Origin of the sequence: Microbacterium sp. (genome assembly GCF_031178445.1) — a bacterium.
In the GTDB taxonomy this organism is placed as follows: domain Bacteria; phylum Actinomycetota; class Actinomycetes; order Actinomycetales; family Microbacteriaceae; genus Microbacterium.
Map to the genome: position 1 here is coordinate 509,644 of NZ_JAPSIY010000001.1, position 21,794 is coordinate 531,437.

Consider the following 21,794-nt stretch of genomic DNA (forward strand, 5'->3'; position numbering starts at 1 on the left):
GCAAACGCCGGCTCTCAGCCGTAGATGTCGTTCGCCTCCAGCTGCACCGGCTCGGTGCTGTCGGCGAGATTGCCCTGTGCGTAGCTCGAGAAGACGGTCTGGCCTTCGTACGTGACGGTCGTCGTGAAGTCGTAGCCCGTTCGGCCGAACGGCCCCGGATACGAGATGGCCGTCGGGGTGAGCTTCCACGCCACCGGCAACACGTTCATGCCGGACCGGAGGGCGTTCGCCGGAATGGCGCTCACCTGCGGCATCGCGACCGCAGCGGCGACCACCGGGACCGACCACGCGGCTCCCTGTACGAAGGATCGCCGGGAGATTCCGGACGTCGGCCCGATCGCGGCATCCCCCTGGTGCATGGCGCCAACGTAGCACAGGCCGCGCAGGCGCCCCGCGGGTCAGCGCAGCGGCGCCGGCGCCTCTGCCACCTCGAACTGCCTGGCGTGCGCGGCCCAGCCCGCCTCGGCGGGCAGCAAGCGCAGCGGCCGGTTGATCGCGGCCAGCAGCACGGCGACCAGGCACAGGGCGCCGCAGAACAGGATCGTCGCCGTGCGCCCGGCGAGTGACAGTCCGAATCCTGCGATCAGCGGAGCCAGAGGCATCGCTCCCATGCCCAGCACTCCCGCCGCGCTGTTCGCCCGCCCGAGCAGATGGGTGGGCGTCGCCACCATGAAGTAGCCCATCATGCCGGCGTTGAGTGCGGGCAGCAGGAACACCGCAGCGCCGAACACCAGTGCGATGGCCCACGGCTCGTGCACAGCCGACAGGGCGAGCACTCCGGCCGCAGCGACGCAGAGCCCCGTGATGGTGAGCACACCAGCGCCGATCCGCGTCACGACGCGGGGTGCGAACAGCGCGCCGACGAGCATGACGGCGCCGATCGCGGCCGAGATCAGGCCGATCGTGAGCTCGGAGTGGCCGTTCTGCTGCAGGGCGTAGATGACGGTCGTGCTGCCGGCGTTGAAGCCCAGGTTCACGATGGTGATGATCGCCAGCACCCCGCCGAGATCGGGGCGCGCGAACAGCCAGGCGAAGCCTTCACGCATCTCTCGAAGCGCGCTCGTCCTGCGAGCGGATGCCGGATGTCCGGCCGTGGCCGATGCCTCCGTCGCGGCCGGGCCGCCGGCGTCGCCACCGCGACCGGGCACGGCGTCGGCGATGGACTCGCGGGGCATCCGCCCCCGCAGCATCCACGCGGTGACCGCCGCCAGCGCATACGCGAGCGTCATGACGGCCCCGACGAGCCACGCTCCCGCGGCGAGCAGAAGCCCACCCAGCGGACCGCCGGCGAGCTGCAGGGCGGCGTCGCGCCCCTGGTTCGCTGCCTGTGCCCGGCCCATCATCTCGTCGGGGACGATCTCCTTGATGGCGCTCTCGCTCGCCGGTTCGAAGACGCCGGCGCGCCCGGCGAGGAGCACCTCCACCACCAGCAGGGTGGCGAAGGTGAGCGCATCGGCGAGCGAGAGCATCGCGAAACCGATCGACAGCGCCGTCGCGATCCCCGCCCCGAGGAGCATCATCGCGATGCGGCTGTGCCGGTCGGCGAGCACGCCGCCGTAGAGGGTCATCACCAGCCGCACCGCCATGCCGACCCCGCCGATCACGCCGGCCTGAGCCGGTGAGTCCGTCACGAACAGGGCCACCAGGGGGATGGCGAAGGCGAAGAGAGCCGTGCCGAGACCCTTCGCGGTGTCGCTGATCAGCCACAGGACGTAGCGCCGGTTGCTCCAGATGCGAGGGGAGGTCGTCATGTCGCTCACACTATATGCGCAAGATTGATTGCGCAACTATAGTCGCGCAATGATTGTGGGTAGTATTCGACGCATGGCAGAGGAGGCGGGCGGCTCGCACAGCGGCACGCAGGTGATGACCTCGGCGATGCTGAAGGCCGTCGCCAATCCGCTGCGCCGGCGCATCACGACCGCACTCATTCGCCGGGGCCACGCCAGGGCTGCGGATCTCGCGGCCGAGCTCGAGGTGCCGGCGAACACCCTCAGCTTCCACCTCCGCTCGCTGGCGAAGGCCGGGCTGATCGAAGAGGCGCCGGAGCACGCGCGCGATCGCCGCGATCGCGTCTGGAAGACGGCGGAGATCCACGCCCTCGAACTGGGCAGCCCCGAGCATCCCATGGAGGACGAGGTCGCCGGCGTCGCGTTCATGCGACTCATCGCCGAGGAGCACAACGACCTCATCGGCCGGCTCATGCCCTGGTCGCTGGAGTACACGCAAGGGCGCGACCCCGTGATGCGCGGCACGTTCCAGCAGCGGCACGTGCGCCTTACGCGAGCGGAGTTCGAGCAGGTGCTGGAACGCATCGCCCAGGTGTTCATCGAGGCCGAGCAGGCGCATGACGACGACGCACCAGACTCGCATCATTGGCAGGTCGACCTCGTCGCCGCCGACGACACGATCTGAGGCCTCCGCCGACCAGGTCCGCAACGCGGCGGATCCCGCCCGCAGACGCCGCAAGGCCGGCCGCGCAGGGGCGACCGGCCTTCCGGCGGAGCGTGCTTACGGCGTCGCGCGCCGGAACACGAGGAACGAGATCGCGGACAGCGCGAGGATCCCCACCAGCCCCCACAGTGCGAGCCCGAGTGCTCCGAGATCCGCGAATCCGGCCCACACCCGGTCCCAGAGCTCCAGTCGGGTGACGATGAACACCAGCCCCACGAGCGCGAGCCCGATGCCGAGCCCGACCACGGTGATGATCACCGGGCCCCACCGCTTGTACACCGTCGCGCCGGCGAAGCCGATCACGAAGAAGAACAGCGCCAGGGTGAAGTAGACGATGAAGGCACCAACGGGCCCCGTCTCCCAGATCCACGGCAGGTGGAAGACGTAGCCGTTGACGCCGTAGCCGTCGGTCAGCATCTCGATGCCGGCGCCGATCAGGAACAGCACTCCCATGAACGCGCTGCCCAGCATCGCCGACAGCATGGTGCCGATGAAGAACTCCCTCCGGGTGATGCTGATCGCCTGCGAGAAGGGGAAGGTGAGCGTCATCGCCGACATCCCGACGGCGAAGAACACCCAGAGCGGTGCCTGCCCGCCGCCACCGTACTTCGGCGTGTCCACCGGGATCATCGCGTAGATCAGAACCGAGACCAGGGTGGCGCTCGCGAGCACGATGAGCGGAACCCAGATGAAGGTGGCGCGGTTGATCAGCTGCAGCCTGACCACGTTCAGTGTGCGTCGCATCAGCGGACCTCCTCGGCAGCTGTGGTGATGGATTCGGCGGATGCCGCCTGCATCGCGTTCTGCGTGAGGCGGACGATGAGCTGCTGCAGCGACACCGACGCGAGGTCGAGGTCCGCAGCGGCAAGGCCGGCCTTGTCGGCATCGGTGAGGTGACCGAGCACGGTGACGGATGCCACGCGGCCGAGTGCTTCACGGTGGATGATCTCGCGACCGGCGGCCCATGCTTCGACCTTCGCGGCGTCGCCGACGATCGTCGAGGCGCGGCCGCGCACGGCGTCGGTGTCCTCGTCGAGCAGGATCCGGCCCCTGTCGATCACGATGACCTTCTCGATGAGGTTCGACACCTCGTCGATCAGGTGCGACGACAGGATGATCGTGCGCGGATGCTGGGCGTAGTCCTCGAGGAGGCGGTCGTAGAAGATCTGCCGTGCCACGGCGTCGAGCCCCAGGTAGGGCTCATCGAAGAATGTGATCTCGGCCCGGGAAGCGAGGCCGATGATCACTCCCACCGCCGAGAGCTGACCGCGCGAGAGCTTCTTGATCGTCGTCTTGAGCGGCAATTGGAAGTCATCGATCAGCCGCTCGGCGAGCTTCTGATCCCAGTTGTCGAAGAACAGCCTGGCCGCCCGCAGGGCGTGCGTCGGTGTGGCGTCGTCGGGGTACTTCTGGCTCTCTCGCACGAAGCAGATGCGGCTGAGGACCCTCGAGTTCTCGTAGGGGTTCTCGCCGAAGACCAGCGCCTGGCCGGAGGTCGCGAAGTTCTGCGCCGTGAGGATGGACATCAGCGTCGTCTTGCCTGCGCCGTTGCGGCCGAGCAGCCCGTAGATGGTGTCCTTCTCGATCGACAGTGAGACGTTGTCGAGGGCGAGCTTGTCCTTGTAGCGCTTGCTCAGGTTCCGAACCTCGATGACGGAGGTCATGCGCGGCTCCCTTCTGTGGATGCTGTACGTTCCGCATGCTGCGTGCGCTCGTGCAGCAGTGCGGTGAGGTCTTCTGCGCCCAGACCCAGCGTGCGGGCCTCGGCGATGAGTGGGTCGATGAACCGTTCGGCGAACGCCGTGCGCCGCTCGCCGAGCAGGATGTCGCGGGCGCCGCCGGCGACGAACATGCCGATGCCGCGGCGCTTGATCAGGACGCCCTTGTCGACGAGCATGGCGACACCTTTCGCGGCCGTGGCCGGGTTGATGCGGTGGAATGCGGCGAGCTCGTTGGTCGAAGGGGCCTGAGCATCCTCGACGAGACTGCCGTCGAGAATGGATTCCTCGATCGCCTCGGCGATCTGCAGGAACAGGGGCCTGCCTTCTTCGATCACGTCGCCTCCGGTTAGGTGGTTAGCTACTCAACTAAGTAACCACCTAACCGGGATGGTGTCAACCCCAGGTTCACGCCGCCCTCCATCAGATCGCGATTCTTCCCGGAGAACCGGTAGCAAAGCGGGATGGGCGATCTGAACGTCAGTCCGGCCCGTGAGTCGCGGCTCCCGGGCGCTGACGACCCGCTCAGCTCATCGAGAAGTCGTACCACTCGGGTACGGGGCGATCAGGGAACGCCTGCCGCCAGAGATCGGACATGCTCAGCTCGCCCTCGCGGATGTCGGGCACTTCGAAGCGCTGCTCGAGCAGGCGCCCGGCGGCTTCCCGGTCGCCGGCGTCGAGCGCCGCGCGGATCGCGAGCACCCGCACGCGCCCGCGCTCCTGCACAGCCGAGGGCAGCGACGTGACCAGACCGCGGGCGTCCTCGGCGCGCCCTGCGCGCAGCAGCTCGGCACCCAGCTCGAGCACGATCGGCACGGAATCCGGCGCCAGTGCGAGCGCGTCCACCAGGTGTGCGATACCGGTATCCGCGTCGCCCTCGCCGATCCGAACCAGGCCGAGGCCGCGCAACGCCCACGGCGAACGTCGCTGCCGCAGGGATGCCTCGTAGCGCGAGCCGGCCGCGGCGAGGTCGCCGCGGGCATGGGCGATGACTGCTCGGTGGAGGTGGGTCAGCCAGCTGGCCGGCGCCTCGGCGAGCAGCCGCTCCCAGCGCTCGCCCGCGACGTAGGACTGGGGTGCGTCGAGCCCGGCGTCCTCTCCCGTGCTGCCGTCGAGCAGCGCCGTCCAGTACGGCCCGGCGCCGGGAGCGTCCCGGTCGAAGCGCACACTGGGCAGGGTGTCGAACGATGCGCCGCTGCGCGCGGCGAGCTCCGCCTCGAGCGCTCCCCACGGCGATCCCGTGTGCAGCATCCGGGCCGGCTCGGCATCCTTCAGGGAGCCCAGGCGCGTGCCGGCCGTTGCCGCATCCGCAGCCTTCAGCACGGCGTCGCCGACGACGGCGACGGCCTCGTTCCACTCCGCATCGCGGGCGTCGTGGTCGATGTGCAGGGGAAGGAACGTCTCGCGCCATTCCCAGGTCGCCCCGCCTGGCATCCGCAGGTGCTCATACTGCGTCGTCGTCAACCCCGCCTGGATCTCGAAGTAGGCGCCGGTCGCCCCGCCCAGCCAGTCGCACCAGTGCCGCCCGCCCGTGGTGTCGCCCCAGACGAACAGCTTGCGCCCGACGAGCGGGGCGGTGGAGACATGCGCGAGGCCGGAGCCATCGGGTTCGAGTGCGGCGATCCACGGCCTCAGCGGGGTGCCGGCCGCCCGCGCCGCAGCAGGAAGGTCGTAGAACCAGTCGGCGGCGGCGGGGGCGGATGCCGGGCGGCTGACGTCGGGGTCGGCGGCGTCGACGTACTGCAGCGTTCCGTCGTAGCCGGTGCGGTAGGCGTGCGTCGCCGGCGCGTACACCCGCGAGCCCGGAGTCTGGGCGACGGCGATGTTCGTCCACCAGTACATGCCGGTCTCATGCGGGTGCGGATTGCGGACGCGCACCTGCACGTGCAGTGCTGCGACTCGGTCGTCCAGCGTGGCGTCGATCTGCACGATCAGCCCGCGCACCCGCTCGTACTCCCACATGCGCAGCACCGGCTCCCCGTCGGGTGCGGTCAGCTCGGCCGCATAGAGCGGGTCGCAGGTGAGCGGCCAGTGCCCGCGCATGCCGATGTTCCACTCCACGCCTCCGGAGAACCAGGCGTTCCGCAGCGCGAGGTTCGCCGGCTGGAAGATCGCGTTGCGGTACACCAGATCGCGCCCGGTCGTCTTGTCGAGCAGGCGCATGAGCCGCCCGCCCAGATCGAGCGCGAACTCGGCGCGCAGCAGTTCGTTCTCGAGCACGGCGACGCGCATCGGCGCTTCGGTGCGCTTGCGCGAGTAGCCGTCCTGCAGAAGGTACGGATGAATGGACGTGACCTGCCCGTACCGCAGGTTCGCCGCGATCTCCTCGGGCAGGCCGTCGGTTCCGGCCTCGTACGGAGCCTGCGGCATCGACGTCACCGCGGGAAGCGGATTCGGCGCCCCGACGGGAGCGGTGGGCAGAGTGCGCTGGGCGATCGTCAGTGAAGCGGCCATGATGATGCCCACAGTAACGATTCCGTGGCCGCAGCAACCGTGCCCCGGGATCGTTCCGGTCGCACTCCGTGTCGCTTCCCGGTCGGGACAGCGGCGCAAAGTGCGACCGGAGTGGGCCGCAGCGTTCAGCCGCGCAGATCGCGGCGCGACAGGGCCAGGGCGGATGCCGCCGCGAGAGCGACTGCGATGCCCCACACCAGCAGCAGCCCGCCCACATCCACGCCATCACGCAGGGGCGGCTGGTGGTACACCCACGCGAACGGCGACAGGGCGTTCAACCACTCGACGTCTTCCGACTGCTTCGCCACGGCCTGGAACACGTAACCGAGCACTGCGACAGCGGCAGCCGCCCCGGTCGCCCACGCCCGCCGCCCGGTGAGCGCACCGGCGAGCAGACCGGCCGCGGCGCTGAAGTAGGCCAGCCCCGTGAGCGCGAGTGCGGCACCGACGATGTGCGGCGGATGGATGCCGAGCTGCGCGGGGTCGTTCAGGGCGAACACGAGCGCGCCCGAGAACGCGCCCAGCCAAAGCAGCCTCACCAGAACCGAGAGGGCGGCTTCGAGCGCGTACTGCGCCCGCCCGATGCCGTGAGCGAGGTCGAGTTCGAGCCGCCCCGACTCCTCTGCCCCTGCGATCGCCGCCGAGCCCCACAGCACCGCCGCGATGGAGAGCAGCAGGAATCCCATCAGGCCGAAGAAGGTGCTCTGGGCGTACCCCGCGCCCGAGGCGATCTGGTCGTAGCCGAGGGTATCGACGAGCTCCTTCGGCAGCACCTTGATGACGTCTTCGAGCTGCCCGCTGGCCCCGAAGCTGGGGTACAGCGGCAGGTAGAGGAACAGTACGGCGGCGATGCCGAGGCTCCAGCCGATCAGGCTGCGCCATGACTCGCGGATGCTGCGCCGGAACACCGGCAGGATGCGGTTCATCGTGCATCTCCCTCGTCTTCGTGCGAACGTGTCGTCGTCTCGTTGCCGTACAGTCGCAGCACGCTCTCCTCGAGGTCGGGCTCTTCGATGGTGAGATCCTGCACGGTGAACCGGGCAAGGGCCTTCACCAGCGGATCGATCCCGCCCTCGACGGTGGCGCTGAGTCGCACTGCGCCGTCGGATGCGGTGAGCTCCAGCCCTTCCACGCCGGGAACGTTCTCGAGCACGGCGCGCGCCTGCGCGGCATCCGCCTGTTCGATCCCCGCCCGCACCCGCCGCACCGACCCCAGCCGCAGCGAGCTGACGTCGCCGTCGGCGACGATGCGTCCGTTCGCGAGCACGGCCACCTCGTCGGCGGTCTGCTGGATCTCGCTGAGCACGTGCGAACTGAGCAGAACGGTCTGCCCGGCATCGCGCGCCTCGCGCACCATGGTGAGGAACACGCGCTGAACGAGCGGGTCGAGGCCGCTGGTCGGCTCGTCGAGGATGAGCAGCTCCGGACGGTGCATGAACGCCTGGATCAGGCCCAGCTTCTGCTTGTTGCCCTTTGACAGGCTGCGGACGGGTCGCGAGAGGTCGACTCCGAGGCGCTCGGCGAGCTCCGCGGTGTATCCGCGGGCGACCGGCCCGGAGACACCCGCGTAGAACGACAGCATGCGGTGTCCCGTGATCCGGCCCTCCAGCCGCAGCTCGCCGGGAACGTACCCGATGCGCCGGCGCAGCCGCGCGCCGCCGTGCCGCGGATCCTCGCCGAGCACCCGCACCGCGCCCGAGGTCGGCCGGATGACGTCGACCAGCGTGCGCAGCGTGGTCGTCTTACCGGCGCCGTTCGGGCCGATCAGGCCGTAGACGGTGCCCGGCTTCACGTGCATGTCGAGGCTGTGCACCGCCGTGCGGCGGCCGTACCTCTTGTGCAGACCGGTGATGTCGATGACGGAGTTCATTCCGTTCCTCCTTCGGTGCTTTCGTCCTGCGTGGAAGCGATCGCCTGCCGCGCGCCGTCGAGGAACGCAGAGCTCGAGTAGATGCCGTGGGTGAGCAGCTCCAGTGTCGGCAGGGTGCTGCGCAGCATCCCGGCGGTGCTGAGCTGGTCGTGACCGAGCGATCGGCTCACCTGGGTGCGCATCATCACCGGAGCGAGACCGAGCATCACCATGAGCATCACCGTCATCTCAGGGTCGCTCATCTCGACGAGCAGGCCGGCGTTGCGCTGCTCCTCGAGCACGTCACGGGTCAGCTGCACGATCGAGTCGAACAGCCGGTCGGCCGCCGGCGAGCTCTCGGCGAGCATGCGTCCGAGGTAGTCGACATAGGGTCCGTAGCGTTCGACATCGTTCAGGGCGGCGCGGATGCGGTCGGCCGTCGGTGCCTCGATCAGCTCGTGCTTGTCGTCGATGAACACGGCGACGACGTAATCGTCGCAGGCGGCGCGCAGCGCGTTCTTGTCACCGAAGTGGTGCACGATCAGGGCCGCGCTCACACCGGCATCGGCGGCGATGGTGCGCAGGCTGGTGGCGTCGAAGCCGTGTTCGGCGAAGGCGCGGATCGCGGCGTCGCGGATACGGGCTCGCGCAGTGAGGTCATCAGATGCTGAACGCATGTACAGCAGACTAAACGCATGTTCAGTCGGTCGTCAAGCGCAGCGGAAGTATCGTGAGCGGGTGGCCGATTTCGACTTCAGCAGGCTGCGGCGGTCTCCCGACGTGGAGGCGCCGAACCTGCAGGCGTGGGATGCCACCGACGAACTCCTCGTCGGGTACGCACTGGCCGCCGGCATCGCCGGTGACCGGATCGCGGTCATCGGCGACGAGTACGGTGCGATCACTCTCGCACTCGCGGATGCCGGGGTGCGCGGCATCCGCGTGCACCAGGACCTCGTGACCGGCCGGCGGGCGCTGGCGAACAACGCCGCCGCACTCGGTCTCGACGGCTTCGCCGCGCACGAACTCGGACCCGCCCTGCTCGACGGGGTCTCGCTGGTGCTGCTCCAGCTGCCCAAGGCGCTCGCCGAACTCGAGGAGATGGCCGACGCCGTGGCCCGCTGGGCGGCGCCGGATGCCGTGCTGGTCTGCGGCGGCCGCGTCAAGCACATGACGCTGAGCCAGAACGAGGCGCTCGCCGCATGCTTCGGCTCCGTGCAGCCGCAGCGCGCCGAGCGCAAATCCCGCCTGGTGATCGCCTCGGGGCCGCTGCCCGTCCCGCCCGAGCCGCCCTACCCGGTCAGCATCCGCCACCCGCTGCCCGGCGAGAAATCACGTTTCGCATCGGAAACCACGTCCGGTGTGGTTTCCCGTGTCGAAAGCGGCTTCTCGAGGACGGATGCGGCGGGGCTCACGCTGTGCGCACACGGCGGCGCGTTCGCCGGGGCGCGCCTCGACATCGGCACGCGCGTGCTGCTCGAGGCGATGGCGAAGCTCGTCGCACCGCCGGAGCCCACCGTCGTCGACCTCGGATGCGGCACCGGCGCGCTCGCCGCCTCGTTCGCCCTCGCGCATCCGGATGCCGATGTCATCGCAACCGACCGCTCCGCTGCGGCGGTGCGCTCCGCCATGGCGACGATGGCCGCCAACGGCCTTGCCGACCGGGTGCGCGTGACGCTGGACGACGCCGGGTCGGAGCTGCCGGACGGCGAGGCCGATCTGATCCTGCTCAACCCGCCGTTCCACCTCGGGGCGAGCGTGCACGAGGGCGCCGGACGACGTCTGATCAGCGCCTCGGCGCGCCTGCTCCGACCGGGCGGTGAGGTGTGGACCGTCTTCAACTCGCACCTCGATCACCGGCGTGCCCTGAGCCGCGATGTCGGGCCCACCGAGCAAGTGGTGCGCACACCGAGATTCACCGTCACCCGCAGCATCCGCCGGGATCCACCCTTTTAGAGAAGGCCAGGTGAGAGAACGATTCGGTAACGAGGATTTGCCTCCGGATCAGCCATTCGTTAGCGTGGACAGGTGGCCGAGAGGCCTCAAGACCAGTCCGCGGCCGCGTCCTTCTTTCGACCCGAGCTGTACACGAAGAGGCGTGGGCGTACGGTCGATGTTCTTTGCGGGGATCCGAAATCCCCGCCCGTGCCGTCAGTACAGCGTGTGTCGAAACGGCCTTGTGACCATCACCCGGGCGTAACCGAAGCAGGCCACCTGCCCGAGGTGAGCCGTCGGGGGAAACGTGTCCGAAATCGCTCTTGAAGCGCGCAATCTTTACAAGGTCTTCGGTCGAAATCCGCAGCAGGCGGTCAAGCGGCTCAAGTCCGGCGAGACCCGGAACGAGGTGCTCGACGCCGGCACCGCCGCAGTGATCGACGCGAGCTTCACCGTGAACCGCGGTGAGATCTTCGTCATCATGGGACTGTCCGGATCCGGCAAGTCCACCATCATCCGCATGCTGAACGGTCTGCACGACGCGTCCGACGGCACGATCACCATCGCCGGAGATCAGATCACCGGCATCCCCGCCGGGCGACTGCGCGAGCTGCGCCGCGACCGCGTATCGATGGTCTTCCAGCACTTCGCGCTGCTGCCGCACCGCACGGTCGCCGCGAACGTCGCCTACCCGCTCGAACTGAAGGGCATGGCCAAGGCCGAGCGCCTGCAGAAGGCCGAAGAGATCCTCGCCCTGGTCGGTCTCGACGGCTGGGGGGACAAGCTGCCCAGCGAACTCTCCGGCGGCATGCAGCAGCGTGTCGGCATCGCCCGCGCTCTCGCGGCCGATACCGACATCCTGCTGATGGACGAGGCTTTCAGCGCCCTCGACCCGCTGATCCGCCGTGAGATGCAGGAGCAGCTCGTCGAGTTGCAGGCCAAGCTGCAGAAGACCATCGTCTTCATCACGCACGACCTGAACGAGGCCATGTTCCTCGGCGACCGCATCGCGGTGATGCGGGACGGCCGCATCGTGCAGATCGGCACGCCCGAGGACATCCTCACCGACCCGGCCAACGACTACGTCGAGCAGTTCGTGCAGGACGTCGATCGCGCGCGCGTGCTCACCGCTGCAAACGTCATGGAGCGTCCGCGCCCCGTCGTCGCCGACAACGCCGGCCCGCGCACGGCTCTGCGCCAGATGCGCGACTCGTACATGTCGGCGACGTACGTCGTCGGTCGCGACCGGCACCTCGTCGGCATCGTCACCGACCGCGACGCCGTCAAGCTGGTGCGCAAGGGGGAGACGTCGTTGGCGTCGATCCTGAAGCCCGTGCCGCAGAGCGTCGACGAGGACGAGGTGCTGATGAACCTGTTCATCCCCTCGGTCGAGTCGCCGCTGCCGCTGGCCGTTACCGATGCCGAGGGACGCCTGACCGGCGTCATCCCGCGCGTCACTCTGCTCGCCGCCCTTGGCCCCGGCCCCGGCGCCACCGGTGAGCTGACGATTCCCATGCAGCCGATGCCCGCGACGATGATCGACGAGGTCCTCGCCGAGGCGCAGAACGCGGTGAATGCCGCGGCTGCCACTGACACCACGGCATCCGCTGGTGAGAACGCCGAGGAGGTGCGTTGATGGAAGGTTTCCGTATTCCCATCGGTGAATGGGGCAAGTTCGTCGTCGACTGGATTCGCGACAACCTCGACTGGCTGACCGACGCGATCTCCGCCTTCGTCGGCTTCCTGGCGAACGGGCTCGCTGATCTGCTGGCCGCGCCGTCGGCGCCGGTGATGATCATCGTGTTCGCCCTGATCGCCTGGCTGGTGCGCTCCTGGCAGCTGGCCGTTGGAACCGTGCTGATGTTCACGATCACCCTCGGCGTCGACCAGTGGGACACGGCGATGCAGACTCTCGCGCTCGTGCTGATAGCGACGCTGGTCACGGTCGTCATAGCCGTGCCCCTGGGGATCTGGGCGGCGCGCAACAACACGGTCAGCACGGTGATCAAACCCGTGCTCGATCTCATGCAGACCATGCCGTCGCTGGTGTACCTGATCCCCGTGATCATCTTCTTCAGCCTCGGTTTCGTGCCGGGAGTGATCGCGACCGTGATCTTCTCGCTGCCGCCGGGCGTGCGTCTCACCGAGCTCGGCATCCGCGGAGTCGATGCCGAGACCGTCGAGGCGGGGCACGCGTTCGGCGCGAAGCCGGGTCAGATCCTGCGCGGCATCCAGCTGCCCCTGGCCACGCCCACCATCATGGCCGGCGTCAACCAGGTGATCATGCTCGCCCTTTCCATGGCCGTCATCGCCGGCATGGCCGGTGCACCGGGCCTGGGCAAGGAGGTGGTCGCCGCGCTCGCGACCATCAACGTCGCACAGGGCATCGAGGCGGGCCTGGGAGTGGTGTTCATCGCCGTGTTCCTCGACCGCGTCACCGCGGCTCTGGGTAACCCCGCGAGCTCCCCGTCTTCGCTGCTGGGCATCCTGCAGCGCCGACGCGACGACGCCCGTCGTGCGTCGGCAGCGGCATCCGCATCGCCTGCGACCTCTGCGCAGACTGCCGCACCCGCGTCGGCGGGTGCATCCGTTCTCGCCCCTTGAACCACCCTGTACAGCACAGCAACCCATACGGAACGCGTGAGACATACGTGAAGAAAGAAGGAAGCACCATGAAGAAGAGGCACCTGACAAGCATCATCGCGCTCGGCGCGGCGGCATCCCTGGCTCTCACCGGCTGCGCGGGCGGCGACGCCGGCAACGGCGGCAACGGCGGCGACGACAAGGGAACGATCACGATGGGCTTCCTGCCCGCGTGGACCGACGGGCTCAGCACCGCCTACCTGCTCGCCGACCAACTCGAGAAGCTCGGCTACACGGTCGAGATGGAAGAGGTCGTCGATGCAGGGCCGCTGTACACCGCCCTCGCGCAGGGTGACATCGACATGTACCCGTCCGCCTGGTCCGAGGTGACGCACGCCTCTTACATGGAGGAGTACGGCGACGACATCGAAGATCTCGGCACCTACTACGAGGGCGCTGTGCTCACCCTCGCCGTGCCGGAGTACCTCGACGAGATCAACTCCATCGAGGACCTCAAGGGCAACGCCGACATGTTCGGCGGCAAGATCATCGGCATCGAGCCGGGCGCCGGGCTGACGAAGCAGACGCAGGAGACGGCCATGCCGGAGTACGGCCTGGACGACTACGAGCTGGTCACCTCGTCGACCGGCGGCATGCTCGCCGAGCTCGACACGGCGGTCGCCGCCGAAGAGCCGATCGTCGTGACGCTGTGGCGTCCGTTCTGGGCGAACGACGCCTGGCCGCTGAAGGACCTGGAAGACCCGAAGGGCGCCATGGGCGAGTCCGAGGCGCTGCACTTCCTGGGCAAGAGCGGCTTCGCCGAAGAGTTCCCCGAGGCGGCGGAGCTGATCGAGAAGATCAAGCTGAACGATGAGCAGTACGGTGCCCTCGAGAGCCTCGTGACCTCTGACGAGTACGAGGACAAGTCGGCTGAGGCCGTCGACAAGTGGCTCGACGAGAACGCCGACCAGCTCGACTGGGTGGTCAGCGAGTAAGACGCGCCCGCGCCCGCTTCGTCGGGTGGACTTTGCGCTGATGGGCGGAGCCTTCGCTGAGAAAGCTCCGCCCATCACTGCGTTCTCCGCCCATCAGCGTGTGCGGGAGGCGGGTCGTGCTCAGGGCTCGGCGGTGACCAGGGGATCCGGTGTACGGCGGGTGATCACGCCGTCGGCCTCGGTCGGGAAGCCGTTGCGCACCCAGTACTCGTAGCCGCCGAGCAGCTCGCGCACATCCAGTCCCGCCGCCAGCAGCGTGCGGGCGGTGGCAGTGGCGCCGTTGCACCCAGGCCCCCAGCCGTACACGATGAGCATGCGGTCCCGTGGGAGCGTGTCGAGCTGAGACTCGACGGCGGTCTTGGGCAGATGCAGGGCCCCGGCGATGTGGCCGTGCTCCCAGGACTCGAGTCGTCGAGTGTCGACGAGGATCGCGGCATCCGCTTCGACGGCCTGCGCGGCGGCGACCACGTCGATCTCGTAGGCGAGGCGAGCGTCGACGTAGGCGAGGCGCGCGTCGACGAACGCGCGCCTGGCTTCGAGTTCGCTCATGACCGGTCGCCGGAGCCGAGCAGCCCGGCCAGCAGCGGCAGCTGCGCAGGGTCTTCCAGGGCGGAGCCGACAGCGACGACGCGAGCACCCGCGCTCAGATACTCCCCGGCGTTGGCGGCACTCATGCCGCCGGTGGTGACGAATCGGGCCTGCGGGAAAGGCCCCCGCATGGCCGTGAGCCACTGCGTGCCCAGCACGGAGGCGGGGAAGGCCTTCAGCCAGGTGAGCCCGGCCTTCATGGCCAGCTGCACCTCGCTCGCCGTGGCGACGCCCGGGATGCTGAGCAGCCCCGCGTCGTGCGAGGCGCGAACGACCTCGAGGTCGAGCCCTGGGCTGACCGTGAAGGCAGCACCGGCGGACGCCGCCTGCGCGACGTGCTCGGCGGAGACCACGGTGCCGGCGCCGACGATCTTCCCGCGCTCCTTACCGGCGGCGGCGACCACGCGCAGCGCCTCGATGTCCTCCTCCGTCTGGATGGGCAGCTCGACCACGTCGATGCCGAGATCCCACGCGGTGATCGACACCGCGAGACTCCTCTCCGCGCCCATGCCGCGCAGGATCGCCATCAGCGGCGCACCGCCGAACAGCTGCTCGAAACCTGAATTGTCCATGAGAATCCCTTTCCCTGTACCGGGCATCGTCAGCGCCCGGCGTCCGTCGTGACGATGCCGACCACATCATCGGTGGACTGCAGCACGAGGTGGGCCCGCCGGTGGCCGCCCTGCAGCCGTTCCCGAGCCGCGGATCCCGCGAGCTTCTCGGCGAGCCACCCTGCTGCGAAGGCGTCACCGGCGCCGACGGCCTCGACCACCTCGGTCGGGATCGCCGGCACGAAGGTCGTGCCATCGGCCGAGAACTCCGTGGCCCCGACGTCGCCGTCCTTCACGACCAGATGGGCGGGCGCCGGGATCAGTGCGCGCACGTCGTCAGGGTTGCCGCATCCCCACAGCGTCTGCGCCTCGTCGAGACCGACGAAGACGATGTCGGACCGATTCGCCAGTTCGAGCAGCACGGGCGCGGCGATCGGCGCTTCCCACAGCGCGGCACGGTGGTTCACGTCGAAGCTCAGCGATCCCGCACCCGCAGACGTCACCCGGTCGATGACCGCATCGATCATCGCGGCGCAGACTGGTGACAGGGCGGGGGTGATTCCGGAGATGTGGACGATCGCGGCATCCTCGAGCGGCACGTGGGCGACGCTCTCGGGGCTCATACGCGACGCCGCGGACCCTGCCCGGTAGTAGTGCACGCCGTGGCCGGGGTCCTTGAAGTACACGCCGGTGGGCGCGTGCGAGTTGAAGGCGACCCAGCGCGTGTCCACGCCCAGGTCCTTCACCGCGCGGTTCACGCGACGCCCGAGCACGTCGTCGCCGAGCGCGCTGACCCAGGCGGTGCGGTGACCGAGGGATGCCACGTGGGCGGCGACGTTCGATTCGGCGCCGCCGATGGTCAGCCGGACGTCGTCGGCCTCTGCGAGACGCGTCGCGTCGTGCGGGGTGATGAGCACCATCGTCTCGCCGAGTGCGATGAGTGCGGGGGTGGCATCCTGATTCGTGATGTCCATGATCGTGGGCTCGACGGGCTTCGACTCGGAGGCCTAGCGTCGTGCTCTCGCCTCCTCGAGGTAGCTGTATGCGGTCACCCGTGAGATCCCGAGTCGCTTCGCGATCGCCTCGACGGACTTGCGCATCTGCGTCGCGCCGCGCTGGTCGAGGCGCTCGAGGACGGCGATCTTGTCGTCGCGGGACATGTTCTCGACCGGTCGGCCGATCTCGTGGATGGCATCGCTGATCATCGAATCCATGACCGCCACGAGGTCGGTCCCGAAGTGCTCCTTGGGCGCGTTCGCCGACGGTGCGCCCGACGGCAGAAGCGCGGCGAGTACGTTGCGGGCCTGCTGGAGCGGGCTGAGGTCGACGTTGATGCACAGGGAAGCGATGATGTCGCCGGACGAGTTGTGGAAGTACACCGAGGAGCAGCGCAGCTCGCGTCCGTCGCTCGTGTATCCGGTGTAGCCGAACGCGTCGTGGTTTCCGCGGCGATCTTTCATCACGTCCAGGCCGAGCGACGTGGAGGGGCCGCCGACCGCGCGCCCGGTGACGTGGCCGTTCTCGATGGCCATGATCGTGTGTCCGAGGTCGATGTCGGCGCCGTCGAGGTTGTGCAGCACCACCTCGGTCGTGGGCCCTGCAGCCGTCGCGAGGGCCCGCATCACGGGTCGGTACAGGCGCAGCACCTCCTCGGCGCTCTCGTACGTCTGCCGTGCGACCTCATCGGCGAGTGCCTCTGCTGCGGTACTGATCGTCATCGCTCACCCCACTGAACAAAAAATTCGACAGATAGACAGAATGTCTATTTCACTGCTAGCTTAGCGTCACCCAACACGAGACGTCGAGGCCGCGCAGTCCGCGAGGCCCGCATTCACCCAGCAAGGAGGCTCGGATGACCACTGTGTCCGCATCGCGCGGTCTGTCGCCCAAACAGCGAAAGACGGTCGCCGGCGGGGCCATCGGCACGCTGATCGAGTACTACGACTACTACCTGTACGGCCTCGCCTCGGCGGCGGTGTTCCCCGCGGTGTTCTTCTCTTCGAACGACCCCGTGATCGCGCAGCTGTCGTCGTTCGCGACCTTCGCCGTCGGATTCTTCCTTCGGCCCGTCGGCGGCATCATCTGGGGCATCATCGGCGACCGCGTCGGCCGCAAGGTCGTGCTGATGAGCACCGTCGTCGGCATGGGGCTCGCCACCACCGGCATCGGCCTCATCCCCTCTGACCAGGCCATCGGGATCGCCGCGCCGCTGCTGCTGCTGTTCTTCCGCCTCTGCCAGGGCTTCTTCGTCGGCGGTGAGATGGGTGGCGCCGCGACGATGGTCGTCGAGGCCGCCCCGATCGGCCGCAAGGGCATGTACGGCGCGTTCCTGATCAGCGGCGCCGGCGTCGCCAATGTCGTCTCGGGCGGTCTGATGGCCGGCCTCGGCCTGGTGCCCGGCTCGTGGTTCATCGAGTGGGGATGGCGCATTCCCTTCGTGTTCTCGATGGTGCTCGCAATCGCCGCGGTGATCCTGCGTCGCCACCTCGAGGAGTCCGAGGAGTTCACCGAGACGCAGACGCTGCTCATCTCCTCCACCGGGAAGAAGCACAACCCGCTCGTCGAGGCGTTCCGTCACCCGAAGAACACGATCCTCGGCATCCTGATCGGCCTTCCGCAGTCGATCGCCGGCTACGTGATCCTCACCTACGGTCTCAGCTTCATGGTGTCGAACAAGAGCCTTCCCGCGTGGATGGGCTTCGCCGGCACGATGATCGTCGGTCTGCTGCAGATCGTCGTCGCGCCGCTGTGGGGTCACATCTCCGACCGGATCGGCCGTCGCACGGTGTACATCATCGGATGCATCGGCTTCGCGGCCATGGTGTACCCGGCGTTCGCGCTGTTCACGACCGGCAACATGTGGCTGATCTGGGTCGGTCAGATCCTCGGCTTCGTGGTGTTCGGCGTCGCGATGCAGGCGACGCTCGCCACGATGCTCGCCGAGATGTTCGACCCAGAGGCGCGCACGACCGGCGTCAACATCGGCTACCAGATCTCCAACACCCTCGGCGGCGGCCTCGCACCGATCATCTGCGTGGCCCTGGTCGCTGCAGCCGGTGGAGCGTTCTGGCCCGTGGTGGTCTATGCCGCGGTCATCGCGATCGTCGGCGTCATCGCCACGATGCTGGCATCCATCCGACCCGACGTCGAGGGCGCCGGTCGCCTGCACGAGCTGCGCGTCGAGTCGGCCGTCAAGACGAACGCCTGAGAGGGAGCAACCAGAATGGTTCACGTGGACGACACTCTGCTGACAGCGCGCGACAAGGGATTGCCCGCCCGCGCCGCGGGCATGACCGCGGCGGAGTTCCTCGCGACCGGTCCGCGCCTGGACGAATTCTGGACTCCTCTCATCGCGCTCGACGACGCCGCCATGGACGCCAACGTCGCGACCATGGCGGCGTGGTGCGCCGATCGAGACTTCGAGATCATGCCGCACGGCAAGACGACCATGGCGCCCGCGCTCTGGAAACGTCAGACCGACGCCGGCGCGACGGGCATCACCCTCGCGACGATGGGCCAGGTGCGCACCGGGCGTGACCTCGGTCTCGACTCGATCATGCTCGCCAACGCCGCTGTGGACCCGCGGTCGCTCGCCTGGCTTGCAGGCGAGCTGACCGACCCCGCATTCCGGTTCGTCAGCTGGGCAGATTCCCTTTCGACCGTGGAGGCGATGGAGCAGGGCCTGCTCGCCGCGGGCGCGTCGCGCCCAGCGGACGTCTGCGTGGAACTCGGCGCCGCGGGCGGGCGCACCGGTGCGCGGTCGATCGCCGAGGCCGTCCGCGTCGCGGAGCGCATCGCCGCTTCCCCCGTGCTCCGAATCGCCGGCGTCTCGGGGTACGAGGGCAGCCTCGCTCACGACCGCTCGCCCGCAGGCGTCGCGGCCGTGCGGTCGTACCTCGAAGCGCAGATCGAATTGCACGCGAAGCTCGCCCCGCTGTACGACGACGGCGAGGTCTTCGTGACCGCCGGCGGCAGCGCGTACTTCGACATCGTCGCCGATGTCTGGGCGGGCGCAGCGCGCGACGGGCGCACGCGCTTCACGCTGCGCTCGGGCGCGTACATCGTGCATGACGACGGCTTCTACCGCGGTATCTCGCCGTTCGACGAGGGCGGCGCGCACGGGGGCACCCAGGACGATTCGCCGCGCTTCGTCAACGCCATGCACGGGTTCGCTCGTGTGGTGTCGAGCCCCGAGCCCGGCCTGGCGCTCGTCGACGGCGGAAAGCGCGACCTGCCGTACGACGAGGGGATGCCCATCCCGCGGGCGTGGCGGCAGGAGTCGTCCGAGCAGTGGCAGCCCCTGCATGGGCAGGTGTCGGCGATGAACGATCAGCACTCGTACGTGCGCTCGGAGCAGCATCTGCCGATCGCATCGGTCGTGCGCCTCGGGCTGTCGCACCCGTGCACCGCATTCGACAAGTGGCGCATTCTGCCGGTGGTCGAATCGGTCGAATCCGATCTGGTCGTCGACCTGGTCCGCACCTGGTTCTGAGGAGAGCGATGAGCACTCGCACTGTGCTGCGCGGTGGATCGGTGGTCTCCGCGGAGGGTCCCGTCCGCGCCGACGTCGCGATCGAAGGCGGCGAAGTGACGCGGGTCGGGCGAGTCGATCCGCAGCCCGATGATGCGGTGCTGGACGTCTCCGACCGCTTCGTGCTGCCGGGTCTCATCGATGTGCACTCCCACGCCGACGGCCTGCTCGGCGACCCCGACGTCACGCGGACCCTGCTGCGTCAAGGCGTCACGACGGTGATCACCGGTCAGGACGGCGTCTCCTACGCCCCTGGCGACGGCTCCTACGCGGCAGAGTACTTCGCGGCGATCAACGGCCCGCATCCGACGTACCGAGGAGGCGGCGTCGCCGACTATCTCGCCGCCGTCAACGGCACGTCGCCGCTGAACGCCGGCTACCTGATTCCGGCCGGCACCGTCCGCTTCGAGGTCTGTGGGAGGCATGACGGGCCCGCGACGGAGGACGAGCGCCGGCGCATGGCGTTCGTCGTGGAGCGCGGCATGGACGACGGCGCGCTCGGCATCTCGAGCGGACTCGACTATGTGCCCGGCATCTTCCAGGATGCGGCCGAGATCGCCGCGCTGTGTGCGCCAGTCGCCAGGGCCGGGGGTGTCTACGTCACCCACATGCGCGGAGGCTACGAGTCGAACACCGCCGCCGGCATCGCCGAGGTGGCCGACATCTCACGCCGGGCTGAAGGCGACACCGGATCAGGGCTGGCGGTGCACATCTCGCACTTCCACGCCGATGCCGACATCGTGCTGGCGCAGCTCGCCGCGCTGGAGGCCGCCGGAGTGGATGCGACCTTCGACGCCTACCCGTACATCCGGGGCTGCACGCTGCTCGGCATGCCGCTGCTGCCGCCTGAGGTCTCGATGCTGCCGAGGGCGGAGGCCGTCGCCGTGATCGCTGACCCCGCTCGTCGCGCCGAGCTGCGCGAGGCGTGTGCGGGCAGGGCGACGCGGAGCGCCAGCCTCGGCCCGGACTGGCCCGACATGATCACGCTCGCCCACATCGCCGCACCCGAGCTGGCATGGGCGCACGGGCTGACACTGCGTGCGGCCGCCGAGCGTGCGGGGTCCTCGCCCGCCGACTTCGCGCTGGATGCGCTTGCCGCATCCGGTCTGGAGTGCAGCGCTGTCATGGCCGTGCGCAGCCCTCGGCCCAGCACCGAGCTCGCTCGCATCTTCTCCCACCCCGCCCACACCGGCGGATCCGACGGCATCTTCATCGGGGCGCACCCGCACCCGAGGGCCGCCGGCACCTTCGCCCGCTACCTCCGCGAGTACGTGCGGGACCTCGGCACGTGGAGCTGGCCCGACGCCGTGCACCACCTGTCGGCGCTGCCGGCGCGCCGGTTCGGGCTGGGGCGCCGCGGCGCCGTCGAGACAGGATTCGTCGCCGACCTGGTCGTCGTCGACCCGTCGACGGTGGCCGACACCGCCACGTACGAGAACCCGCGCACAGCCGCCGTCGGCATCGACGACGTCTTCGTCGGCGGCATCCGCGTTCTCGCCGAGGGCGAACCGACGGGGGCTCTGCCCGGCAGGGGACTGCGCCGCGCCGCGGACAGTCGCACGTGATTCGTCCCCCGATGGGGATCAGACCTGTTGTCAACAGAAAGGAAAGCAACATGCCGAAGACCGGTTTCCACACCGAGGGCGTGCCCGCGCCCGCTGGCCCCTACAGCCACGGGGTGGTCGCGAACGGATTCCTGTACACGGCGGGATTCGGCCCGCAGGACGCGGCGAACGACAACGCCATCGCCGACAACGTGGGCGACCAGACGCGCCAGGTTCTGCGCAACATCCAGAAGGTGCTCGCCGTGCACGGTCTGACGATGGATGACGTCGTCAAGTCGACGGTGCACCTGCAGGACCTCAGCGACTTCGCCGAGTTCAACACGGCGTACGAGGAGTTCTTCACAGCGCCCTACCCGGTGCGCACCACGGTGGGCTCGCAGCTGGCGAACATCCTCGTCGAGATCGACGTGGTCGCCGCCCTTCCTCAGAGCTGACCCGCCCCACTGCATCCCGGGGGCCGACACGCCGCCTGTCGGACGAAACACCGTGTTTCGTCCGACATCCGGCGCGTCGGCCCCCGGTCTGTCGTACGAAGAGGGCGCTGCGACTGCGGCATCCGGAGTCCGCGCCCGCG

Annotated in this window: 22 protein-coding genes; 9 read left to right on the plus strand and 13 right to left on the minus strand. The window is 68.9% G+C overall.

Going from position 1 to position 21,794, the window contains the following annotated elements:
• Positions 1 to 14: 14 nt before the first annotated feature.
• Both RIN43_RS02395 and RIN43_RS02400 read right to left on the minus strand, forming a co-directional pair.
• A complete protein-coding gene (locus RIN43_RS02395) occupies positions 15 to 359 on the minus strand; it encodes a hypothetical protein (RefSeq protein ID WP_309127269.1) in 345 nt (114 codons plus the stop codon).
• Positions 360 to 398: 39 nt separating this feature from the next.
• Positions 399 to 1,751, minus strand: coding sequence for an MFS transporter (locus RIN43_RS02400; protein ID WP_309127270.1), 1,353 nt, complete (start codon positions 1,749 to 1,751; stop codon positions 399 to 401).
• Between the two features lie 73 nt (positions 1,752 to 1,824).
• Between RIN43_RS02400 and RIN43_RS02405 the strand changes: the two genes are divergently transcribed.
• Positions 1,825 to 2,415, plus strand: a complete 591-nt coding sequence (locus RIN43_RS02405; protein ID WP_309127271.1) for a helix-turn-helix domain-containing protein — start codon at positions 1,825 to 1,827, stop codon at positions 2,413 to 2,415.
• 96 nt (positions 2,416 to 2,511) lie between these two features.
• Here the strand turns inward: RIN43_RS02405 and RIN43_RS02410 are convergent, their stop codons facing one another.
• From RIN43_RS02410 to RIN43_RS02440, 7 genes are all read right to left on the minus strand, one after another.
• On the minus strand, positions 2,512 to 3,198 hold the full coding sequence (locus tag RIN43_RS02410; protein WP_309127272.1) for a hypothetical protein: 687 nt from the start codon (positions 3,196 to 3,198) through the stop codon (positions 2,512 to 2,514).
• Positions 3,198 to 4,118: an ABC transporter ATP-binding protein gene (locus RIN43_RS02415; protein WP_309127273.1), complete on the minus strand. Its 921-nt coding sequence runs from the start codon at positions 4,116 to 4,118 to the stop codon at positions 3,198 to 3,200. Before RIN43_RS02415 ends, RIN43_RS02410 begins: the two co-directional genes overlap by 1 nt.
• Positions 4,115 to 4,510 carry a GntR family transcriptional regulator gene (locus RIN43_RS02420; protein WP_309127274.1) on the minus strand — a complete coding sequence of 132 codons (396 nt, stop codon included), beginning with the start codon at positions 4,508 to 4,510 and terminating at the stop codon, positions 4,115 to 4,117. The genes RIN43_RS02415 and RIN43_RS02420 overlap by 4 nt, the downstream gene beginning before the upstream one ends.
• Positions 4,511 to 4,697: 187 nt before the next feature.
• The gene (locus RIN43_RS02425; RefSeq protein ID WP_309127275.1) at positions 4,698 to 6,626 is read right to left on the minus strand and encodes a DUF5107 domain-containing protein; all 1,929 of its coding nucleotides are present in this window, start codon (positions 6,624 to 6,626) and stop codon (positions 4,698 to 4,700) included.
• Between the two features lie 125 nt (positions 6,627 to 6,751).
• Complete coding sequence (locus tag RIN43_RS02430; protein ID WP_309127276.1) at positions 6,752 to 7,552, minus strand: ABC transporter permease subunit; 801 nt, start codon at positions 7,550 to 7,552, stop codon at positions 6,752 to 6,754.
• Entirely contained in the window at positions 7,549 to 8,496 is a 948-nt protein-coding gene (locus RIN43_RS02435; protein WP_309127277.1) for an ABC transporter ATP-binding protein, read from the minus strand. Before RIN43_RS02435 ends, RIN43_RS02430 begins: the two co-directional genes overlap by 4 nt.
• The gene (locus tag RIN43_RS02440) at positions 8,493 to 9,152 is read right to left on the minus strand and encodes a TetR family transcriptional regulator (RefSeq protein ID WP_309127278.1); all 660 of its coding nucleotides are present in this window, start codon (positions 9,150 to 9,152) and stop codon (positions 8,493 to 8,495) included. Before RIN43_RS02440 ends, RIN43_RS02435 begins: the two co-directional genes overlap by 4 nt.
• A gap of 61 nt (positions 9,153 to 9,213) precedes the next feature.
• Between RIN43_RS02440 and RIN43_RS02445 the strand changes: the two genes are divergently transcribed.
• From RIN43_RS02445 to RIN43_RS02460, 4 genes are all read left to right on the plus strand, one after another.
• The gene (locus RIN43_RS02445) at positions 9,214 to 10,428 is read left to right on the plus strand and encodes a methyltransferase (RefSeq protein ID WP_309127279.1); all 1,215 of its coding nucleotides are present in this window, start codon (positions 9,214 to 9,216) and stop codon (positions 10,426 to 10,428) included.
• A 286-nt stretch (positions 10,429 to 10,714) separates the two neighbouring features.
• On the plus strand, positions 10,715 to 12,043 hold the full coding sequence (locus RIN43_RS02450; protein ID WP_309127280.1) for a glycine betaine/L-proline ABC transporter ATP-binding protein: 1,329 nt from the start codon (positions 10,715 to 10,717) through the stop codon (positions 12,041 to 12,043).
• Positions 12,043 to 13,011 (plus strand): proline/glycine betaine ABC transporter permease, encoded by a 969-nt coding sequence (locus tag RIN43_RS02455; RefSeq protein ID WP_309127281.1) that lies wholly within the window; start codon positions 12,043 to 12,045, stop codon positions 13,009 to 13,011. The genes RIN43_RS02450 and RIN43_RS02455 overlap by 1 nt, the downstream gene beginning before the upstream one ends.
• Before the next feature lie 68 nt (positions 13,012 to 13,079).
• Complete coding sequence (locus RIN43_RS02460) at positions 13,080 to 13,985, plus strand: glycine betaine ABC transporter substrate-binding protein (protein ID WP_309127282.1); 906 nt, start codon at positions 13,080 to 13,082, stop codon at positions 13,983 to 13,985.
• A 120-nt stretch (positions 13,986 to 14,105) separates the two neighbouring features.
• Here the strand turns inward: RIN43_RS02460 and RIN43_RS02465 are convergent, their stop codons facing one another.
• The 4 genes from RIN43_RS02465 to RIN43_RS02480 are packed head-to-tail and all read right to left on the minus strand — an operon-like array spanning position 14,106 to position 16,842.
• The gene (locus tag RIN43_RS02465) at positions 14,106 to 14,534 is read right to left on the minus strand and encodes a rhodanese-like domain-containing protein (protein WP_309127283.1); all 429 of its coding nucleotides are present in this window, start codon (positions 14,532 to 14,534) and stop codon (positions 14,106 to 14,108) included.
• Positions 14,531 to 15,145 (minus strand): bifunctional 4-hydroxy-2-oxoglutarate aldolase/2-dehydro-3-deoxy-phosphogluconate aldolase, encoded by a 615-nt coding sequence (locus RIN43_RS02470; RefSeq protein WP_309127284.1) that lies wholly within the window; start codon positions 15,143 to 15,145, stop codon positions 14,531 to 14,533. Before RIN43_RS02470 ends, RIN43_RS02465 begins: the two co-directional genes overlap by 4 nt.
• Positions 15,146 to 15,174: 29 nt before the next feature.
• Entirely contained in the window at positions 15,175 to 16,098 is a 924-nt protein-coding gene (locus RIN43_RS02475; protein ID WP_309127285.1) for a sugar kinase, read from the minus strand.
• Positions 16,099 to 16,131: 33 nt separating this feature from the next.
• Positions 16,132 to 16,842: a helix-turn-helix transcriptional regulator gene (locus RIN43_RS02480; protein ID WP_309127286.1), complete on the minus strand. Its 711-nt coding sequence runs from the start codon at positions 16,840 to 16,842 to the stop codon at positions 16,132 to 16,134.
• Positions 16,843 to 16,976: 134 nt separating this feature from the next.
• Between RIN43_RS02480 and RIN43_RS02485 the strand changes: the two genes are divergently transcribed.
• The 4 genes from RIN43_RS02485 to RIN43_RS02500 are packed head-to-tail and all read left to right on the plus strand — an operon-like array spanning position 16,977 to position 21,654.
• Positions 16,977 to 18,332 (plus strand): MFS transporter, encoded by a 1,356-nt coding sequence (locus RIN43_RS02485; protein WP_309127287.1) that lies wholly within the window; start codon positions 16,977 to 16,979, stop codon positions 18,330 to 18,332.
• A gap of 15 nt (positions 18,333 to 18,347) precedes the next feature.
• Positions 18,348 to 19,616, plus strand: a complete 1,269-nt coding sequence (locus RIN43_RS02490; protein WP_375163694.1) for an amino acid aldolase — start codon at positions 18,348 to 18,350, stop codon at positions 19,614 to 19,616.
• Positions 19,617 to 19,624: 8 nt separating this feature from the next.
• Positions 19,625 to 21,220, plus strand: a complete 1,596-nt coding sequence (locus RIN43_RS02495) for an amidohydrolase family protein (RefSeq protein ID WP_309127289.1) — start codon at positions 19,625 to 19,627, stop codon at positions 21,218 to 21,220.
• Between the two features lie 50 nt (positions 21,221 to 21,270).
• Entirely contained in the window at positions 21,271 to 21,654 is a 384-nt protein-coding gene (locus RIN43_RS02500; RefSeq protein ID WP_309127290.1) for a RidA family protein, read from the plus strand.
• Positions 21,655 to 21,794 lie beyond the last annotated feature (140 nt).

Excerpts from the sequence above, each read along its gene's own strand:
- RIN43_RS02435 (WP_309127277.1), bottom strand. The coding sequence starts at position 8,496 with ATGAACTCCGTCATCGACATCACCGGTCTGCACAAGAGGTACGGCCGC.
- RIN43_RS02485 (WP_309127287.1), top strand. The coding sequence starts at position 16,977 with ATGACCACTGTGTCCGCATCGCGCGGTCTGTCGCCCAAACAGCGAAAG.
- RIN43_RS02395 (WP_309127269.1), bottom strand. The coding sequence starts at position 359 with ATGCACCAGGGGGATGCCGCGATCGGGCCGACGTCCGGAATCTCCCGG.
- RIN43_RS02425 (WP_309127275.1), bottom strand. The coding sequence starts at position 6,626 with ATGGCCGCTTCACTGACGATCGCCCAGCGCACTCTGCCCACCGCTCCC.
- RIN43_RS02490 (WP_375163694.1), top strand. The coding sequence starts at position 18,348 with ATGGTTCACGTGGACGACACTCTGCTGACAGCGCGCGACAAGGGATTG.
- RIN43_RS02400 (WP_309127270.1), bottom strand. The coding sequence starts at position 1,751 with ATGACGACCTCCCCTCGCATCTGGAGCAACCGGCGCTACGTCCTGTGG.
- RIN43_RS02470 (WP_309127284.1), bottom strand. The coding sequence starts at position 15,145 with ATGGACAATTCAGGTTTCGAGCAGCTGTTCGGCGGTGCGCCGCTGATG.
- RIN43_RS02475 (WP_309127285.1), bottom strand. The coding sequence starts at position 16,098 with ATGGACATCACGAATCAGGATGCCACCCCCGCACTCATCGCACTCGGC.
- RIN43_RS02405 (WP_309127271.1), top strand. The coding sequence starts at position 1,825 with ATGGCAGAGGAGGCGGGCGGCTCGCACAGCGGCACGCAGGTGATGACC.
- RIN43_RS02440 (WP_309127278.1), bottom strand. The coding sequence starts at position 9,152 with ATGCGTTCAGCATCTGATGACCTCACTGCGCGAGCCCGTATCCGCGAC.
- RIN43_RS02415 (WP_309127273.1), bottom strand. The coding sequence starts at position 4,118 with ATGACCTCCGTCATCGAGGTTCGGAACCTGAGCAAGCGCTACAAGGAC.
- RIN43_RS02500 (WP_309127290.1), top strand. The coding sequence starts at position 21,271 with ATGCCGAAGACCGGTTTCCACACCGAGGGCGTGCCCGCGCCCGCTGGC.
- RIN43_RS02430 (WP_309127276.1), bottom strand. The coding sequence starts at position 7,552 with ATGAACCGCATCCTGCCGGTGTTCCGGCGCAGCATCCGCGAGTCATGG.
- RIN43_RS02455 (WP_309127281.1), top strand. The coding sequence starts at position 12,043 with ATGGAAGGTTTCCGTATTCCCATCGGTGAATGGGGCAAGTTCGTCGTC.
- RIN43_RS02465 (WP_309127283.1), bottom strand. The coding sequence starts at position 14,534 with ATGAGCGAACTCGAAGCCAGGCGCGCGTTCGTCGACGCGCGCCTCGCC.
- RIN43_RS02480 (WP_309127286.1), bottom strand. The coding sequence starts at position 16,842 with ATGACGATCAGTACCGCAGCAGAGGCACTCGCCGATGAGGTCGCACGG.
- RIN43_RS02495 (WP_309127289.1), top strand. The coding sequence starts at position 19,625 with ATGAGCACTCGCACTGTGCTGCGCGGTGGATCGGTGGTCTCCGCGGAG.
- RIN43_RS02410 (WP_309127272.1), bottom strand. The coding sequence starts at position 3,198 with ATGCGACGCACACTGAACGTGGTCAGGCTGCAGCTGATCAACCGCGCC.
- RIN43_RS02460 (WP_309127282.1), top strand. The coding sequence starts at position 13,080 with ATGAAGAAGAGGCACCTGACAAGCATCATCGCGCTCGGCGCGGCGGCA.